Here is a 20367-nt window from a genome sequence, read left to right on the forward strand (position 1 = left end):
GGAGACGTACGGGGTCATGAGGCGGCCAAGTCCTCGTCCAGCAGCGTGAACACGTCGTCGAGCAGCGCGAACATCTCCTCGTCGGTGGCCTCTTCGAGGTCGGCCCGCTCCAGCTGGGGAAGGACGGAGCGGGTGCCGGGCACCTCCGCGGCACCGGTCGCCAAGGGGCCGGTACGGGGCAGGAGTTCCTCGCGCAGCAGCTGGGCGAGATCGTCCGCGGTGGGGTAGTCGAAGACGAGGGTCACCGGCAGCCGCAGCCCGGTGGCCGCGCCGAGCCGGTTGCGCAGATCGACGGCGGTCAGCGAGTCGAAGCCCAACTCCTTGAAGGCGCGGCCCGCTTCGATGGCACCGGCGTCCGCGTAGCCGAGCGCGGCGGCGGCCTGCTCGGCGACCAGTTGGGCCAGCGCGCTGTCCTGGTCGGCCGGGTCCAGAGCGGCGAGCCGGGCGCGCAGCGCACCACCGCCCGCCTCCTGTGCCTCCGCGCCCGCTGCCTGGGCCGGATCGTCGGGGACGATCTCGGCGAGCAGCGGCAGCGGCCGGGTGGCCGAAAGCGAGGGCGCGAAGCGTTCCCAGTCCAGGTCCGCGACGACCAGGAAGCCGTCGCCCGCAGAGACCGAACGGCCCAGGATCCCGGTCGCCTGCTCGCCGTCGAGCAGGCGCACTCCGCGGCGCCGCAACTGCTCGGCCACCTCCGCGCCGAGCATGCCGCCGTCCGCCCAGGCACTCCAGGCGATCGAGACACCGGGCAGCCCGTCGCCGCGCCGGCGGCGGGCCAGCGCGTCCACAAAGGCGTTGGCGGCCGCGTAGTTGGCCTGCCCGGCCGCGCCCAGGGTTCCGGCGATCGAGGACAGGACGACGAAGGCGTCGAGCTGAAGGCCCCGTTCGCGGGTGAGGTCGTCCAGGTTCCGGGCACCGGCCACCTTGGGCCGCAGCACCCTGGCCGTCTGCTCCACCGTGAGCGCGTCCACGGTGGCGTCCTCCAGGGCGCCCGCCGCGTGCACCACCGCGGTCAGCGCCGACCCGCCCTCGGCGGACGCACCCTCGTCCTCGGCGAGGGAGTCGAACAGCGCCGCCAGTGCTTCCCGGTCGGCGACGTCGCAGGCGGCGATCGTCACCTTGGCGCCCAGCCCGGCCAGTTCGGCTTCGAGGGCTTTCGCGCCGGGGGCTTCCGGCCCGCGGCGCCCGGCCAGCACCAGGTGGGCGGCGCCGTTGCGGGCGAGCCAGCGGGCGATCTGCGCGCCGACGCCGCCGGTACCGCCGGTGACCAGGACGGTGCCCCGCGGGCGCCAGCCCTCGGTCGCCGCGTCCGCGCCCGCTCGCCGCAGCCGCCGCGCAAGCAGCCCCGAGGAGCGCACGGCGAGCTGGTCCTCGCCGTCCTGCCCGAGCGCGGCCAACAGCAACTCGCCCGCGTATGCGTCCCGTTGTGCGGGCAGGTCCACCAACCCGCCCCAGCGCTGCGGGTGTTCGAGGGCCACCACCGCGCCCAGACCCCACAGCAGGGCCTGCCCGGGGGCGGCCAGCCGGTCGGCGCCGCCGGTGGAGACCGCGCCCCGGGTCAGGCACCACAGCGGCGCCTCGATCCCCGCGGCGGTCAGCGCCTGCACCAGGGCCAGCGTGGCGGCCACCGCGGCCGGCACCTCGGGGTGCGCGGGGTGCGGGGCCTTATCCAGGGCCAGCAGCGACAGCACCCCGCCCGGCGCGCCGCCGCCCAGGGCCTCGGTCAGCCGGGCGGCCAGGGCACCGCGCTCCTCGTCACCCACCGGTACGGTCACCACCGTGGCACCGGCACCGCTCAGCCACCCGGCGACCTCCTCGACGAGATCCCCGGCCGGGGCGTCCGGGACCGCGAGCAGCCAAGTCCCGCTCAACGCGGGGGAGTCGGCGCCCGCCACGGGCTGCCAGCCGATCCGGTAGCGCCACGAGTCCTGCGCGGCCTGGTCGTTGCGGCGCGCCCGCCAAGCGGACAGCAGCGGAACGACCGCGCTGAGCGGCGCCTCGGGATCGGTGCCCAGAGCCGACGTCAGCGCCTGGAGGTCCGCGTTGTCGACGGCCGTCCAGAAGTCCGCCTCCGGCGCGCCGCCGGAGGGGGTGTGCTGCGGCTCCACCCAGTACCGCTCCCGCTGGAACGGGTAGGTGGGCAGGTCCACCTGCGGACCCCGCGGCCCGGCGAACAGCGCCGGCCAGTCGACCTCCGCGCCCTGCACATAGGCCTGCGCCAGCGCAAGGAGCATCCGCTGCGGTCCGCCCTCCGTACGCCGGAGCGTGCCGAGGACACCGGCCTGGCTCTCGGCCGACTCGACCGTCGCCTCGATCGCCGCCGTCAGCACCGGATGCGGACTCACCTCCACGAACAGCCGGTGCCCGCCCGCGAGCAGCCCCCGGGTGGCCTCCTCCAGACGCACCGTCTCGCGCAGATTCCGCGTCCAGTACGCGGCGTCCAGCCCCGCGGTGTCCAACAGCCGCCCGTCCACGGTCGAGTGGAAGGCCACCCGGGCACTGCGCGGCTTGATCGGCGCGAGAACGGTCAGCAATTCCTCGCGCAGTTCCTCCACGTGGGCGGAGTGGGAGGCGTAGTCGACCGGGATGATCTTCGCCCGGACACCGTCGCTCTCGCACTGGGCGAGGAGTTCCTTGAGCGCGTCGGGGTCGCCGGAGACGACCGTCGACGCGGGCCCGTTCACGGCGGCGAGGGAGAGTCGTCCGTCCCAGGCGGTGAGGCGTTCTCGTACCTGGTCGGCGGGTTGGGAGACGGACATCATGCCGCCGCGTCCGGCGAGTTGGCGGCCGATGGCTTGGGAGCGCAGGGCGACGACGCGTGCGCCGTCCTGGAGGGTGAGGGCTCCGGCGACGACGGCTGCGGCGATCTCGCCCTGGGAGTGTCCGACGACGGCGGCGGGGGTGACTCCACACGCCCGCCATACTTCGGCGAGGGAGATCATGATGGCCCACAGGGCGGGCTGGACGACGTCGACGCGTTCCAGGGAGGGTGCGCCTTCGGTTTCGCGCAGGACTGCGGTCAGTGACCAGTCGACGAACTCCGCGAGTGCGGCCTCGCATTCGGCGATCCGGGTGGCGAACACGGGGGAGGAGTCGAGGAGTTCGACGGCCATGCCCGCCCACTGCGAACCCTGCCCGGGGAAGACGAACACCGGGCGGACCTCGGGCACCGTCACGCCCTGACCCCGTTCCGTGTGCGGCGCCAAGCCGCCCGCGGCGAGGGCCTTGAGGCCGCTGAGCAGGCGGGAGCGGTCCTCGCCCACCACCACGGCCCGGTACTCGAAGGCCGAACGCCCGGTGGCCAGCGCCCGGCCCAGGGCGGCCGGGGACAGCTCCGGGTCCTCGTCCACCCGGGTGAGCAACTGCCGTGCCTGGGCGCGCAGTGCGGCCTCGCTGCGTCCGGAGAACATCACCGGGACGACCGCGCCGCCCAGCACACCCGGCTGTCCGGCCTCCGGCGCCTCCTGCTGCCCGCTCGCGGTCAACTCCTCGTGCGGCGGGGCCTGTTCGAGGATGACGTGGGCGTTGGTGCCGCTCACCCCGAAGGCCGAGACCCCGGCCCGTCGCGGCCGCTCGTGCTGCGGCCAGGGGCGGGCCTCGGTCAGCAACTCCACCGCGCCGGAAGCCCAGTTCACCGCCGGGGAAGGCTCCTCGGCGTGCAGGGTCTTGGGCAGGATGCCGTGGCGCAGGGCCATGACGGTCTTGATGACGCCGCCGACTCCGGCGGCGGCCTGGGTGTGCCCGATGTTCGACTTCAGCGAGCCGAGCCACAGGGGGTCGCCGTCGCCGCGGTCCTTGCCGTAGGTGGCGAGCAGGGCGTTCGCCTCGATCGGGTCGCCGAGGGAGGTGCCGGTGCCGTGCGCCTCGACCGCGTCGACCTCGGCCACCGTCAGCCCGGCCTCCGACAGCGCGGCCTCGATGACGCGGCGCTGGGCGGGACCGTTGGGCGCCGAGAGGCCGTTGCTCGCCCCGTCCTGGTTGATCGCGCTGCCGCGCAGCACCGCGAGGACCTGGTGCCCGTTGCGGCGGGCGTCCGAGAGCCGCTCCAGGAGCACCATGCCGGCGCCCTCGCCCCACCCGGTGCCGTCCGCGCCCGCGCCGAAGGACTTGCAGCGGCCGTCCGCGGACAGCCCGCGCTGATGGCTGAACTCCACGAAGACACCCGGCGTGGACATGATGGCCGCCCCGCCCGCCAGCGCGAGCGAGCACTCGCCCCGGCGCAGCGACTGCGCCGCCAGATGCATCGTCACCAGCGAGGACGAGCACGCCGTGTCCAGGGTGATCGCCGGTCCCTCGAGACCCAGGGTGTACGAGATCCGGCCGGAGGCCACGCTCGTGACATTGCCGATGAGCAGATGGCCCTCGACGCTCTTGTCCGCGTACTGCGGATCGCCGCCGTACTGGAAGGAGGCGAGCCCCACGAACACCCCGGACCTGCTGCCCTTGAGGCTCAGCGGGTCGATGCCCGCCCGCTCCACGGCCTCCCAGGACACCTCCAGGAGCAGCCGCTGCTGGGGGTCCATGCCCGCCGCCTCGCGCGGGGAGATCCCGAAGAACGCCGGGTCGAAGCGGTCCGCGTCGTGGACGAAGCCGCCCTCGCGGGTGTTGCAGGTGCCCGAGCGGCCGGGGTCGGGGTCGTAGAGGGCCTCCAGGTCCCAGCCGCGGCCCGCGGGGAAGGCGGAGACGGCGTCGCGGCCGCCCGCCACCAGCTCCCACAGGTCCTCCGGGGAGCGCACCTGGCCGGGGAAGCGGCAGGCCATCGAGACGATCGCGATGGGCTCGTGCTCCTTGGCCTCCGCCTCCTCCAGGCGGCCGCGGGCCTCCTTGAGGTCGGAGGAGACGCGCTTGAGGTAGGTGAGGAGTTTCTCCTCGTTCTCACTGGCCATCAGGAAGCCCCGAATTCGTTGTCGATGAAGTCGAAGACCTCGTCGGCGGTTGCGGATATGAGAGAGGAGTCCACGGAGCCGGTGCCCTGCTCCGCCGGCGCGCCGAGCTTGGCCACCAGCGCGTGCAGCCGCCCGGCCAGCCGGTCGCGTACCGCCTCGTCGGCCAGCAGCTCCGGCAGCGCCGACTCCCACTTGTCCAGGTCCTCGAAGACGCTGAGCGCCTCGTCAGGGCGGCCGCGCAGCAGTTCCTCGCGCAGATAACCCGCCAGCGGCGCGGGCGCGGGATAGTCGAAGACGAGCGTGGCCGGCAGCTCCAGGCCGGTCAGCGAACCGAGCCGGTTGCGCAGCTCCACGGAGGTCAGCGAGTCGATGCCCAGCTCCTTGAAGGCGCGCCCGGTGGCGACCACCTCCGGCGAACTGTGCCCGAGCACCGCCGCGGTCTGGGCGTGCACCAGATCCCGCAGCGCCCGCTCCACCTCCTGGGCGGGCAGCCCGGCCAGGCCCTCGAGGAAGCCGTGCGCCTCCTCCTCGGCCCACTCGCTCTCCCCGGCGGCGGGCGCGGCCAGCACGGCGCGCACCTCCGCCAGCTCCCCGAGCAGCGGCCGGGACCGCGCCGAGGTGAAGCCGGGCACGAACCGCTCCCAGCGCACATCCGCCACCACCAGCGAGGTCTCCCGGCCATCCAGCGCCTCGGTCAGCGCGGCCACCGCCAGGCGGGGTTCCATCGCGGGCAGCCCGCGGCGGCTCAGATGCTCGGCCACCTCGCCCTGCTCGATCATCCCCTCGTCCGCCCAGGGGCCCCAGGCCACCGAGGTGGCCGGCAGTCCGCGGGCGCGGCGGTGCTCGGCCAGCGCGTCCAACTGCGCGTTGGCGGCGGCATAGGCGCTCTGCCCGCCGCTGCCCCAGGTCGCGGCGATCGAGGAGAACAGGACGAAGGCCTCAAGGCTCTCCGGGTCGAGGAGTTCGTCCAGATACCCGGCGCCGCGCACCTTGCCGTCGGCCATCCGCGCGAAGTCGGCCGGTGTGCTCTGCGCGAGCTGCGCGAACTCCACCACCCCGGCCGCGTGGAAGACGGCCCGCACCGCCTCGCCCCCGGTCGTGACCCGCTCGACCAGCGCCGCGACCTCGGACCGCTCGGCCATGTCGCAGGCCGCGACCGTCACCCGGTCCGCACCCAGCGCGAGCAGCTCCGTACGCAGTTCCGCGGCGCCGGGCGCCGCCTCGCCGCGGCGGCTGGTCAGCACCAGATGCCCGGCACCGCCGCGGGCCAGCCGGCGGGCCACCTGCGCACCCAGACCACCGGTACCGCCGGTGATCAGCACCGTGCCGTGCGGAGTGAAACCCTTCTTGTCCGTATCCCGTACCGGCGCCTTCACCAGCCGCCGCACCAGCACTCCGCCGTCGCGCAGGGCGAGTTGGTCCTCCACCCCGCTCGGCCCCTCAAGTCCTGCCAGGACCGCGCACAAGCGGTCGGCGGCCCGCGCGTCCAGATGCGTGCCCAGGTCGACCAGACCGCCCCAGCGCTGCGGATGCTCCAGCGCCACGACCCGGCCCATGCCCCAAGTGGCCGCCTGCGTCCAGCCGTTCAGCGGATCCGAGGGGCCGACCGACACCGCTCCCCGGGTGGCCAGCCACAGCGGCGCGGCGATCCCCGCCTCACCGAGCGCCCGCACCAGCGCGAGATTGCCCACCAGACCGGCCGACAGACTCGGATGCTCCGGGTACGCGGTCTCGTCCAGGGCGAGCAGCGAGAACACCCCCGCGAACCTGCCCTCGGCGGCGGCCTCCCGCAGCCGCCCGGCCAGCTCCGCCGGTTCCTGCCCCGCCACCGGGAGGGGCACCACCCGCGCGCCCCGCTCCCGGAGCCCGCGCAGCGCCCACTCCACCGGTTCGCTCGCGGTCTGCCCGGCGGGTACGACCACCAGCCAGCCGCCCGAGACCGCGGACTGCCCGCTGTCGGCCACCGGGTACCAACTCACCCGGTACCGCCAGGAGTCCAGCACCGCCCGGTCGCTCTGGCCGCGGCGCCAGGAGGACAGCGCGGGCACCAGCTCACCCAGCCGGGTGCGCTCGTTCACCCGCAGGGCGGCCGTCAGCTCCGCCAGATCCTCCCGCTCCACCGCGTCCCAGAACCGCGCCTCCACGGACCCGACTCCGGCAGCCGTCTCGGAGCCGGTCTCCTCGGGCGCGGCGAACCAGTACCGCTTGCGCTGGAAGGCGTACGTGGGCAGCTCGACGCGCTGTGCACCGCGACCCCGGTGGAGCTTGTGCCAGTCCAACGCGCCGCCGTGGGCGTGGAGTTGGCCGAGTGCGGCGAACAGTGCCTGGGCCTCGGGCCGGTCCTTGCGCAGCAGCGGTACGAACGCGGCACCCGCACCCGTGCCCGTACCTGCGCCCGTGCCGTTGCCGGTCCCGGTGTCGGGGTGACTTTCGCGGGCCATCGCGGCCAGGACACCCGCGGGGCCGACCTCCACGAAGCGTGCGACGTCCTGGCCGTGCAGATAGCGGACCCCGTCGGCGAATCGGACGGCTTGGCGGACGTGGCGTACCCAGTAGTCGGGGGTGGCGATGTCTTCGTCGGCGAGGGTGCCGGTGACGTTGGAGACGACGGGGATGCGGGGGGTGTGGTAGGTGAGGGTGGCTGCGAGCTTGCCGAATTCGGCGAGCATGGGCTCCATGAGGGGTGAGTGGAAGGCGTGGGAGACGCGAAGTCGTTTGGTCTTGGCGCCGGTTGCTTCGGCGATCTGGAGGACGCTTGCTTCGTCGCCTGAAATCACTGTGGCGGTGGGGCCGTTGATGGCGGCGATGCTCACGCGGTCTTCGTAGCCGTCCAGATGGGGCAGCACTTCGGCTTCGGGTAGTTGCAGGGAGACCATGGCGCCGCCTTCGGGCAGTGCCTGCATCAGGCGTCCGCGGGCGGCGGTCAGCGCGGCGGCGTCTTCGAGGGAGAGCACCCCGGCGATGTGTGCGGCGGAGATTTCGCCGATGGAGTGGCCCATGACGAAGTCCGGTGCCACGCCCCACGATTCGACCAGCCGGAAGAGGGCTACTTCGAGGGCGAACAGGCCGCTCTGCGTGGAGACCGTGCGATCCAGCGCCTCCGCGTCTAGCCCGAAGACGACGTCCCGTACGGGGACGTCCAGGTGGCGGTCCAGTTCCGCGCACACGGCGTCGAAGGCTGCGGCGAAGGCGGGGAACGTCTCGTACAACTCGCTTCCCATGCCCAGGCGTTGGGCGCCCTGCCCGGTGAACAGGAAGGCGGTGCGGCCTTCCTGGGTGGTGGTGCCGGGGGTCATTCCGGTGGCGAGTTGTCCCAGTTCCGTGAGGAGTTGCTCGCGGTCGGTGCCGACGAGGACGGCGCGGTGGTCGAGGGCGGCCCGGCTGGTGGCCAGGGAGTAGCCGATGTCCAGGGGGTGCAGTTCGGGGCGGCTGAGGAGGTGGGTGTGCAGGCGGGCGGCCTGGGCGCGCAGGGCTGCGGCGGTGTGGCCGGAGAGCGGCCAAGTGAGCGGCCATGCCGTGCTGGTGAGGGAGCGGTCCTCGGTGGTGGTTTCTTCCGGGGTGATCTCCTCGGCCGGTTCGGCGGGGGGTGCCTCTTCGAGGATCAGGTGGGCGTTGGTGCCGCTGATGCCGAAGGCGGAGACCCCGGCGCGGCGTACCCGTGCCGAGCGCGGCCACGGACGGGCCTCGGTCAGCAGCTCGACGTCGCCCGCCGTCCAGTCCACGTGCGGGGTGGGCGCCTTGACGTGCAGGGTGCGCGGCAGCAGGCCGTGCCGCATCGCCATGACCATCTTGATGACGCCGGCGCCACCCGCGGCGCCCTGGGTGTGGCCGATGTTGGACTTCAACGCGCCCAGCCACAGCGGCCGTTCGCTCTCCCGGCCCTGCCCGTAGGTCGCCAGGATCGCCTGCGCCTCGATGGGGTCGCCGAGGCGGGTGCCGGTGCCGTGTGCCTCGACCGCGTCCACCTCGTCGGCGCTCAGCCCGGCGTGGGCGAGGGCCTGGCGGATGACGCGCTGCTGGGAGGGTCCGTTGGGTGCGGTGAGGCCGTTGCTGGCGCCGTCCTGGTTGACGGCCGATCCCCGTACCAGGGCGAGCACTTCATGCCCGTTGCGCCGCGCGTCGGACAGGCGCTCCAGAAGGACCATGCTGACGCCCTCGCCCCAGCTGGTGCCGTCGGTGTCGGAGGAGAAGGCCTTGGAACGGCCGTCCGGGGCCAGTCCGCGCTGGCGGCTGAACTCCACGAACAGGCTGGGCGTGGACATCATCGTCGTGCCGCCCGCGAGCGCCAGGGTGCACTCGCCCTGCCGCAGTGCCTGCGCCGCCTGGTGGATGGCCACCAGGGAGGAAGAGCAGGCGGTGTCCAGGGTGAGCGCCGGGCCCTCCCAGCCGAGCGAGTAGGCGATGCGCCCGGAGACCACGCTGGCCGCCTTGCCGGTCAGCAGGTAGCCCTCCATCTCCTCGGGGATCTCCCGCAGTTGGGAGGCGTAGTCCTGCCCGGTGCTGCCGATGAACACCCCGGCCGCGGTGCCCCGGGTGGAGTGCGGGTCGATGCCCGCGCGCTCCAGCGCCTCCCAGCTCGTCTCCAGGAGCAGCCGCTGCTGGGGGTCCATCGCCAGGGCCTCGCGGGGCGAGATGCCGAAGAAGTCCGCGTCGAAGTCGTAGGCGTCGTAGAGGAAGCCGCCCTCCTTGGCGTAACTGCGGCCGGGCGTACCGGGGTTGGGGTCGTACAGCTCCTCGACGTCCCAGCCGCGGTCGCCCGGGAAGCCGGAGATGACATCGCGGCCTTCCGCCACCAGCTCCCACAGCTCCTCGGGGCTGCGGGCGCCGCCGGGCAGGCGGCAGCTCATCGCCACGATGGCGATCGGATCATCCGCGTCGGCACCCCGCACCGGAGCGCTCACCTCGACGGCGGCCGCCTCCTCGCCCAGCGCCTCGGTGCGCAGATGGCCGACGAGGACGGCGGGTGTCGGGTAGTCGAAGAGCAGGGTGGCCGGCAGCCGCAGCCCGGTGGCCGCGTTGAGGCGGTTGCGCAGCTCGACCGCGGTCAGCGAGTCGAAGCCCACCTCGCGGAAGGCGCGCCCGGCCGCGATGTCCTCCGGCGAGGCCAGACCCAGGACGGCCGCGGCGTGTTCCCGTACCAGATCCAGCAGGAACGACTCCCGCATGGCCGGTGCCAGTGCCGCCAGGGCCGCGCCGAAGGAGGTGTCCTGCTCCTGGCCCGCCCGGGTCCGCACCAGGCGGCGCGGCGGCGTGTGCACCAGGCCGCGCAGCCAGGCCGGGGGTGTCTCGCCCCCTGCGGCGCGCCTGCGCAGCTCCGTGAGGTCGAGGAGGACCGGTACCAGGGTGGCGTCCCCGGTGGCCCGGGCGGCGTCGAAGAGCTCCATGCCCAGTGTGCTGGGCAGCGGGCGGACACCCGAGCGTGCCATGCGCTGCACATCGGCCTCGGCCAGATGCCCGCTCATGCCGCTGGCCTGCTCCCACAGGCCCCAGGCCAGCGACTGCCCGCTCAGTCCGCGCGCCCGGCGGTGCTGGGCCAGCGCGTCCAGGAAGGCGTTGGCGGCCGCGTAGTTGGCCTGTCCGGCGTTGCCGATCGTCGCGACGACGGAGGAGTACAGCACGAACGCGGCGAGGTCCGCGTCCGCCGTCAGCTCGTGCAGGTTCTGCGCGGCGTCGGCCTTGGGCCGCAGCACCGCGTCGAGGCGTTCGGGGGTGAGCGCGTCGACGACCCCGTCGTCGAGGACACCGGCCGCGTGGAGGACACCGGTCAGCGGGTGCGCGGCGGGAATCTCCGCGAGCAGCCGGGCGAGTGCCTCCCGGTCGGCCGCGTCGCAGGCGGCGACCGTGACCGTGGCTCCCAAAGCGCTCAGTTCCGTGCGCAGTTCGTCCATGCCCGCGGCGGCCGGGCCGCGCCTGCTGATCAGCAGCAGCCGCCGAACACCGTGGACGGTGACCAGATGCCGGGCCAGCAGGCCGCCCAGCGTGCCGGTGGCACCGGTGATCAGTACGGTGCCCTCCGGGTCCAGCGCGCCACCCGCCCCTTCGGCGGCCTCGGGGCTCGCTTCGGCGCGGGCCAGCCGGGGGACCCGGATCTCGCCCGCGCGTATCGCGCACTGCTCCTCGCCCGAGGCCAGAGCGGCTCGCAGGGCGGGCGCGGAGCCCGGATGCCCGTCGAGGTCGACCAGGACGAAGCGGCCCGGGTGCTCGGACTGGGCCGAGCGCACCAGACCCCAGACCGCGGCGTGCGCCACGTCCGGAACCTCTTCGCCCTCGACCGCCGCGAGCGCGCCGCGGGTGACGAACACCAGCCGGGTGTCGGCGAGTTGCTCCTCGGCGATCCACCGCTGGATCAGCGCGAGCGCCCGGTGGGCCGCCTCGTGCGCCGCCTCGGCCACCTCGTCCCCACCGGCGGTGAGCGGGACCAGCACCGCCTGCGGGGCCTGGTCCGCCTCCTCGAAGACCTGCGCCCCGGTGGCCGCGCCCAGGGCGAGCGTGTCCTCACCGAGCACGGCAAGGCGCGCCTCCTGCCCGCCCTCGGCGCGCAGTACGGTCCACCCGAGCCGGAACAGCGAGGGGTGCCGCCCCGTGCCGCCCGCCAACTCGCCCTCGTCGAGGGCCCGCAGGGTCACCGAATCGGCCGTGACCACCGCACGGCCCTCGGTGTCCTGGGCGGTGAGCGCGAACGCTCCCGCGCCCACCGGGCTCAGCCGCACCCGCAGCGCCGAAGCCCCGCCCGCGTGCAGCACCAGACCCCGCCACTGCGAGGCCAGCCGCAACCCGCTCGGCACATCCGGGAGTTCCAGCCCCGCCAGTACCGATTCCAGCAGTACCGGATGCAGCGCGTACGCCGCCGCTTCGGCCGACTCCGCCTCGGTCAGGGCGACTTCGGCGAACACCTCCTGGCCAAGACGCCAGGCGCCGACCGCACCGGCCACCGGCACCGCACCCGCCGGCGGCCATGCGGCGGTCCCGTCAGCGAACTCCCCACCAGCGGCGTCGACGTGAGCGCCGCTGCCGGTGGTGAGCACCGCGGTGGCGTGCGGCGTCCACGGCTCGTCGGCCTCCGCGCCCTGCGCCCGGGCGTGCACGCTCACGTCCCGGCGCCCCTGCTCGTCGGGCGCGCCCACCCGCACCTGGAGCAGCACCGCGCCCCGCGCGGGCAGCAACAGCGGTGCGGACAAGGCAAGTTCCTCGATACGCGGGCAGCCGCAGCGGTCACCCGCCTGTACGGCCAGCTCCGCGAACACGCTGCCGGGCACCACGGCCGCCCCGGACTCGGCGCCCTCGGCCAGCCACGGCTGCCCCTGCGCGAGCAGCCGCCCGGTCAGCAGATACTCCTGCCCGCCCGCCAGCGCCACCACCGCGCCGAGCAGCGGATGCCCCGCCGCGTCGAGACCGGCCGCCGCCACCTCACCCGCGGCCACCGGCTTGTCCAGCCAGTAGCGCTGCCGCTGGAAGGGGTACGTCGGCAGTGCGATCCGCCGCGCGCCGCGCCCGGCGAACACCGCACCCCACTCGGGCCGCACACCCTGCGCGTAGGCCTCGGCGAAGGCACCCGCGAAACGCTCCCGGCCGCCCTCCTCACGGCGCAGGGTGCCCACCACCACGGCGTCCGCGCCCACCGCCTCGATGGTCTGCTGCAGCGGCAGCGCGAGCATCGGATGCGGACTGCACTCGACGAAGGCGGTGTGCCCGTCGGCCAGCAGCGCCCGGCAGGTCCGCTCGAAGTCCACCGGCTCCCGCATATTGCGGTACCAGTACTCCGCCGTCAGCGCCGTCGTCTCCAGCGCCCCGCCGGTCACCGTCGAGTAGTACGCGATCCGGGAGGCGACCGGGGCCACCCCCGCCACCTCGCGCAGCAGCCGGTCCCGCAGCGCGTCCACCTGCGGCGAGTGCCCGGCGGTGTCCACCCCCGGGATCCGCCGCGACTTGACCCCGTCCGCCGACAGTTCGGCCATGAAGGCGTCCAGCGCCTCGGGGTCCCCGGACACCGTCACGGCACCGGGACTGTTCACCGCCGCGATGCCCAGCCGCTCGCTCCACGGCCCCAGCCGCTCGGCGACCGCCTCCGCGGAGTCGAGCACCGACAACATGCCGCCCTTGCCGCTCAGTTCGTACCAGGCCTGGCTGCGCCGGGCCACCACCCGCGCGGCGTCCTCCAGGGACAGACCCCCGGCCACGTACGCGGCGGCGATCTCGCCCTGCGAATGCCCCACCACCGCGACCGGCTCGACGCCGTGCGCCCGCCACAGCGCCGCCAGCGACACCATCACCGTGAACAGCGCGGGCTGCACCACATCGATCCGCGACAGCGAGGGCGCGCCCTCCTCCCCGCGCAGCACATCCCGCAACGACCAGTCCAGGAACGGCTCCAGGGCCTCCAGGCAGGCTTCCAGCTGCGCCGCGAACACCGGCGAGGAATCCCACAGCGCCGAGGCCATACCGATCCACTGCGAACCCTGACCGGGGAAGACGAACACCGCTCCCCGGCCGCCGCCGCCCGCGCCCTGGGCCAGCTGCGGCGCACTGCCGCCCTGCGCCAGCGCCGTGAGACCGGCCAGCATCTCCTCGTGGTCCCGGCCGACGAGCGCGGCCCGGTGGTCGAACACCGCCCGCCCGGTGGCCAGCGAGAAGGCCACATCCGCCAGGCCCGCGTCCGCCGACTCGGCGTTCGCCGGGTCCGTCACGGCCGGGTCCGTTCCGGGGGAGGCCGAGAGCCGGGTCAGAAGCTGCTCGGCGCGCTCCCGCAGCGCCTGCTCGGTACGGCCGGACAGCACCCACGGCAGCACGAACGCCCCCGCTTCCGCGGCTCCCGCCTGCTCCCGCTCCTGTGCCTGCGGCGCGGGCCTCATTTCCGGCGAGTCCTGCGGCTCTTGGGGCGCCTGCTCCAGGATGGCGTGCGCGTTGGTGCCGCTGATCCCGAAGGAGGAGACGCCCGCGCGCCGCGGCCTGCCCGCCTCCGGCCACGCCTGGGCCTCGGTCAGCAGTGCCACGGCGCCCGAGGACCAGTCCACATGCGGCGAGGGCTCCCGTACGTGCAGGGTTCTCGGCAGCACCCCGTGCCGCAGCGCCATCACCATCTTGATGACCCCGGCCACGCCCGCCGCCGCCTGCGGGTGGCCGACGTTCGACTTCAGCGAACCCAGCCACAGCGGACGCTGCGGCGAGTGGTCCTGCCCGTAGGTGGCGAGCAGCGCCCCCGCCTCGATCGGGTCGCCCAGCGAGGTGCCGGTGCCGTGCGCCTCGACGGCGTCGACCTCCTCGCCCGACAGGCCCGCGTCGGCGAGCGCCTGCCGGATCACCCGCTGCTGGGCCGGTCCGCTCGGCGCGGTCAGGCCGTTGCTCGCGCCGTCCTGGTTGGTGGCGCTGCCCCGTACCAGCGCGAGGACCTGGTGCCCGTGGCGCCGGGCGTCCGAGAGCCGCTCCAGGAGCACCATGCCCACGCCCTCGCCCCAGCCGGTGCCGTCGGCGTCGGAGGAGAACGCCTTGCACCGCCCGTCGGGCGAGAGCGCCTTCTGCCGGCTCAGCTCCACGAAGATGCCGGGGGACGACATCACCGTCGCGCCGCCGGCCAGCGCCATCGAGCACTCGCCCTGCCGCAGCGACTGGCACGCCATGTGCAGGGCCACCAGCGAGGAGGAGCACGCCGTGTCCACCGTGACGGCCGGGCCCTGCAGACCGAAGGTGTACGCGATGCGGCCCGAGGCGACGCTCGTCGTACCGCCGGTGAGCAGATAGCCCTCCTGGCCCTCCGCCGCCTCGTCCATCCGCGGGCCGTAGTCCTGCGGCATCGCGCCGACGAACACCCCGGCCTCGCTGCCCTTGAGCACCGCCGGATCGATCCCGGCCCGCTCGAAGGCCTCCCACGCCGTCTCCAGGAGCAGCCGCTGCTGCGGGTCCATCGCCTGCGCCTCGCGGGGGCTGATCCCGAAGAAGGCCGCGTCGAAGCGGTCCGCCTCGTACAGGAAGCCGCCCTCGCGGACGTAACTGGTGCCGTGGCGGCCCGGATCCGGGTCGTACAGACCCTCCAGGTCCCAGCCGCGGCCGGTGGGGAAGGCGGCGATGGCGTCCTCGCCCTCGCTGACCAGCCGCCACAGCTCTTCCGGGGTGCGCACCCCGCCGGGCAGGCGGCAGCTCATCGAGACGATCGCGATCGGCTCCTCGGCGGACGCGGCCCGCCGCACCACCGGACGCATGGCCCGCGCGCCGCGGGTGCCGGTGACCACCTGCTGCACATGCCGGGCCAGCGCGGCGGGCGTGGGGTGGTCGAAGAGCACCGCCCCGGCCAGCCTGCTGCCGGTCGCGGTGCTGAGCAGATCGCACAGCTCCACCGACATCAGCGAGTCGAAACCGAGGTCCTTGAAGACCTGCTCGGTGGGCACCGCCTCCGGTCCGCCGTGGCCCAGCACCCTCGCGGTCTGCGCCCGCACCAGCTCCAGCGCCGCCCGCTCCCGCTCCGCTTCCTCGCCCAGCGCGAGGTAGCGGTCCCGCCAGGACACCGGCGCCGCTTCCTCCGCTGCGCCGGGCAGCGGGCTGTCCAGCCAGTACCGCTTGCGCTGGAAGGCGTACGTGGGCAGCTCCACCCGCCGGGCACCACGCCCCGCGAAGACCCGGTGCCAGTCCAACGCGCCGCCGTGGGCGTGGAGTTGGCCGAGCGCGGCGAACAGGGCCTCGGCCTCGGGCCGGTCCTTGCGCAGCAGCGGTACGAACGCGGCACCCGCACCCGTGCCCGTGCTCGCGTCGGCGCCGGTGTCGGTCGCGGTGCGGGGGAGGCTTTCGCGGGCCATCGCGGTCAGAACGCCGCCGGGGCCCACCTCCACGAAGCGGGTCACCTCACGGGCGGCCAACTCCGCGACGCCGTCGGCGAATCGGACGGCTTGGCGGACGTGGCGTACCCAGTAGTCGGGGGTGGCGATCTCGTCATCGGCGAGGGTGCCGGTGACGTTGGAGACGACCGGGATACGGGGCGTGCGGTAGGTGAGCGAGGAGGCCACGACGCCGAATTCGGCGAGCATGGGCTCCATCAGGGGTGAGTGGAAGGCGTGGGAGACGCGAAGTCGCTTGGTCTTGGCGCCGGTTGCCTCGGCGATCTCAAGCACGCTCGCTTCGTCGCCTGAAATCACGGTCGCCGTGGGGCCGTTGATCGCGGCGATGCTCACCCGGTTCTCGTAGCCCTCTAGATGGGGCAGCACTTCGGCTTCGGGCAGTTGCAGGGAGACCATGGCGCCGCCCTCGGGCAGCGCCTGCATCAGGCGTCCGCGAGCGGCGGTCAACGCGGCGGCGTCTTCGAGCGACAACACCCCTGCGATGTGCGCGGCCGAGATCTCTCCGATGGAGTGGCCCATGACGAAGTCCGGTGCCACGCCCCACGATTCGACCAGCCGGAAGAGGGCCACTTCGAGCGCGAAGAGCGCGCTCTGCGTCGACACGGTGCGGTCGAGTGCGTCGGCATCTTGCCCGAAGACGACGTCGCGTACGGGGACGTCCAGGTGCTGGTCGAGTTCCGCGCACACCACGTCGAAGGCTGCGGCGAAGGCGGGAAACGTCTCGTACAACTCCTGCCCCATGCCCAGGCGTTGGGCGCCCTGCCCGGTGAAGAGGAAGGCGGTGCGGCCGTGCAGGGCGGTGGCGGCTGGTGTGGTGCCGGAGGCGAGGTGGTGCAGGTCCGCGAGGAGGGTGTTCCGGTCGCTGCCGGTGAGGACGGCGCGGTGGGCGAAGGCGGTACGGCCGGTGGCCAGCGAGTAGCCGACGTCCAAGGGGTGCAGTTCGGGGCGGCTCAGGATGTGGGTGTGCAGCTGGGCGGCCTGGGCACGCAAGGCGTCCTCGCTGCGGGCGGCCAGCGGCCAGGCCACCTGCCGGGGCGGTACGGGGCGCTCGGGGGCGGCCTCGGCGGTTTCGCCGCGGGGGGCTTCCTCCAGGACGACATGCACATTGGTGCCGCCCATGCCGAAGGAGCTGACGCCCGCCAGGCGCGGCAGTCCGATGGGCGGGGTCCAGTCCTCGTGGGCGGTCTGGACGCGCAGGCCGAGCTCGCCGAGGGGGATGGCGGGGTGCGGGCTCTCGTGGTTGAGGCTCGGGGGCAGCGCGCGGTGCACCAGGCTGAGCACCGTCTTGATGAGGCCGGTGATTCCGGCGGCGCCTTCCAGGTGGCCCACGTTGGTCTTGACCGAGCCCACCCGCAGTGGCGCCTCGGCCGGGCGGCCCGCGCCCAGGACCTCGCCGAGCGCGCGGGCCTCCACGGGGTCGCCGGCCCGGGTGCCGGTGCCGTGCAGCTCGACGTACTGGACGGCACCGGGGGCGATGCCGGCCTGGGCGCAGGCGGCGCGGAGCATGGACTCCTGGCCCTGGCGGGCGGGGGTGGTGAGGCTGTCACCGCCGCCGTCGTTGTTGGTCTGCGAGCCGCGGATGACGCACAGCACCGGGTCCCCGTCGCGTTCGGCGTCCGCCAGGCGCTTGAGGACGACGAGGCCGCCGCCCTCGCCGCGGACGTAGCCGTTGGCGCGGGCGTCGAAGGTGAAGCAGCGGCCGTCGGGGGACAGGGCGCCGAAGGCGGAGGCGGCCAGGAAGCTGTCGGGGGCCAGGTTGAGCTGGACGCCGCCGGCGACCGTGGTCTCGCTCTCGCCGCGCCGCAGGCTCTCGCAGGCCAGGTGGACCGCGGTGAGGGAGGAGGACTGCCCGGTGTCCACCGCGACGCTGGGGCCGCGCAGACCGAGCACGTAGGAGAGGCGGTTGGCGATGATGCCGCGGTTGAGGCCGGTCAGGGTGTGCTGGGTGACGCCCATGCGCTCCCGGCGGGCGAGTGCCGCGTAGTCGTCCGCGATCGCGCCGATGAACACACCGGTGCGGCTCTCGCGCAGGGCGGCGGGGTCGGTGCCCGTGCTCTCCAGCGCCTCCCAGCACAGTTCCAGGGCCAGGCGCTGCTGGGGGTCCATGGCGAGCGCCTCGCGCGGGGAAATCCCGAAAAACTCGGGGTCGAACTCGTCGACCGCGTCGAGGAATCCGCCGAATCGAATACCGGCGTCTTCGAGTTCTGCCGCGTGCCGGTCGGCGGGTATCTCCGTAATAGCGCTGACGCCTTCGCGCAACAACTGCCAGAACTCGTCCGGAGTCGACGCGCCCGGGACGCGGCAAGCCATCCCGATGACGGCGATGTGCTCATCACGCATCACGGATTTATCCGACATCACGACCTCAGACTCTTCTCGAAAAGGTGGCGAGAGCGAAGCGAAAGGGGCTGACCATGATTGATGATTGAGAGGCCGACGGTAACCAGCCCCCGGCGGCGTGAACCACCCCTAACCGGAGGCACCCCTATCCGCTGGTTAGGGGTGGTGTCCGGGGGTGTTCCGGCGGGGTAGGGAAGAGGGCTCAGCCCTTCTTGAGCGGCTCCCACCAACCGCGGTGCTCGCGATACCACTGCGCGGTCTCGGCCAGGCCTTGGGCGAAGGGGACGGCGGGCCGGTAGCCGAGTTCGCCGGAGATTTTCGTGATGTCCACCGAGTAGCGGCGGTCGTGCCCTTTCCGGTCGGTGACCTGCTCGACCATCGACCAGTCCGCTCCGGAGATGCCGACCAGCTGCCGGGTGAGTTCCCGGTTGGTCAGCTCGGTGCCGCCGCCGATGTTGTACACCTCGCCGGGCACGCCTTTCTCGGCGACCAGGGCGATACCGCGGCAGTGGTCGTCCACATGCAGCCAGTCGCGCATGTTCCCGCCGTCTCCGTAGAGGGGGACGCGGTGGCCGTCCATGAGATGCGTGAGGAAAAGCGGAATGACTTTCTCGGGGTGCTGGTAGGGCCCGTAGTTGTTGGAGCAGCGGGTGATGCATACCGGCAGGCTGTGGGTGCGGTGGAAGGCGCGGGCGAGCAGATCGGAGGAGGCTTTGGAGGCCGAATAGGGGGAGTTGGGCTCGAGCGGGCAGTCCTCGGTCCACGATCCGCTGTCGATGGATCCGTAGACCTCGTCCGTGGAGACGTGCACGAATTTCTCCACCCCGGCGCCCGTGGCCGCGCTCAGGAGGGTGTGGGTGCCGAGCACATTGGTCGTGACGAATTCCTCGGACCCCGAAATGGACCGGTCCACGTGTGATTCCGCGGCGAAATGGACCACGAGCGCGGTGCCGCGCAGCAGGTCTTCCATCAGGGGGCGGTCGCAGATGTCGCCGTGCACGAACGTCAGCCGCTCGCTGTCGGCGACCTCGGCGAGATTGTCCAAGTTGCCCGCGTAGGTGAGCTTGTCGACCACGATGACCTCGGCGTCCGCCCAGGCGGGGTAGGCACCTGTCAGTGTCTGCCGGACGAAGTGGGAGCCGATGAAGCCCGCGCCGCCGGTCACAACTATGCGCACTGGACCATCCTTCTGGTGAATTCGTGTCTGCTAGTGGCTCTTGATCGCGATGTCCATCAGGTACTGCCCGTAGTCGGTCTTGCCGAGTTGCTCGCCGAGTCGGAGGCAGGCTTCCGCGTCGATATAGCCCATACGGAAGGCGATCTCCTCCAGGCAGGCGATCCGCACTCCCTGGCGCTGTTCGAGGACCTGCACGTACTGGCCGGCCTGGAGCAGGGAATCGTGGGTGCCGGTGTCGAGCCAGGCGAAACCCCGGCCGAGGCTGATGAGTTTGGCCTTCTTGCGTTCCAGATAGACCCGGTTGACGTCGGTGATCTCCAGTTCACCGCGGGCCGAGGGCCGTACGTTCTTGGCGATGTCGATGACCTCGTTGTCGTACAGGTACAGGCCGGTGATCGCCAGATTCGATTTGGGGACGCTCGGTTTCTCCTCCAGGGAGACGAGTCTTCCGTCGGCGTCCATCTCGCCGACGCCGTACCGCTCGGGATCCTTGACCGGATAGCCGAAGAGCACGCAGCCGTCGACCCGGCTCGCCTCGGCGTGCAGCATCTTGGAGAAACCGGGACCGTGGAAGATGTTGTCGCCCAGAACGAGCGCCACCGGGTCGTTCCCGGTGAATTCGGCGCCGATGAGGAATGCCTCGGCGATACCGTTCGCCTCCGCCTGCTCGGCGTACTCGATCGACAGGCCGAGATGGCTGCCGTCACCGAGGAGGGAACGGAAAAGCCCCACATGGTCCGGGGTGGAGATGATCAGGATTTCCCGGATGCCGCCGAGCATGAGCGCCGACAGCGGATAGTAGATCATGGGTTTGTTGTAGACGGGGAGTATCTGCTTGGAGACCGCATGCGTCAAAGGATGCAGGCGTGTGCCACTGCCTCCCGCGAGGACTATGCCCTTCATGCGGCGAGAAGCTAGCAACGTATCCGGTCCGAATCGCGGATCTGCCACGCGATAGGGGGGATCGCAGGGGGCTTGCGGTGCAGGGGTGGCCCCTATTGGCGACGCCTGTGATGTTTGTTTGTGCCTTTTTATGCGGTTTTGTTGGTGTGGGGGTGGAGTGCGGTGGGGAGTTGGTGGCGGTTTTGGATGTGGAGTTTTCGGTAGATGCGGGTGAGGTGTTGTTCGACGGTGCTGATGGTGA

General features: G+C 72.9%; 4 protein-coding genes. All 4 read right to left on the reverse strand.

The features are described 5' to 3' along the window. Nucleotides 1-14: 14 nt before the first annotated feature. The 4 genes from HFV08_RS29220 to rfbA all read right to left on the reverse strand — a co-directional run bounded on the left by HFV08_RS29220 (nt 15) and on the right by rfbA (nt 20126). Nucleotides 15-4883: a type I polyketide synthase gene (locus tag HFV08_RS29220; RefSeq protein ID WP_168543573.1), complete on the reverse strand. Its 4869-nt coding sequence runs from the start codon at nt 4881-4883 to the stop codon at nt 15-17. Next, complete coding sequence (locus HFV08_RS29225; RefSeq protein ID WP_210430927.1) at nt 4883-18046, reverse strand: type I polyketide synthase; 13164 nt, start codon at nt 18044-18046, stop codon at nt 4883-4885. Before HFV08_RS29225 ends, HFV08_RS29220 begins: the two co-directional genes overlap by 1 nt. Nucleotides 18047-18248: 202 nt before the next feature. After that, nucleotides 18249-19223: a dTDP-glucose 4,6-dehydratase gene (gene rfbB / locus HFV08_RS29230; RefSeq protein WP_168543577.1), complete on the reverse strand. Its 975-nt coding sequence runs from the start codon at nt 19221-19223 to the stop codon at nt 18249-18251. Nucleotides 19224-19253: 30 nt separating this feature from the next. Continuing rightward, complete coding sequence (gene rfbA / locus HFV08_RS29235; protein WP_168543579.1) at nt 19254-20126, reverse strand: glucose-1-phosphate thymidylyltransferase RfbA; 873 nt, start codon at nt 20124-20126, stop codon at nt 19254-19256. Nucleotides 20127-20367: the final 241 nt, after the last annotated feature.

Origin of the sequence: Streptomyces physcomitrii (assembly GCF_012273655.1) — a bacterium.
Lineage (GTDB): Bacteria > Actinomycetota > Actinomycetes > Streptomycetales > Streptomycetaceae > Streptomyces > Streptomyces physcomitrii.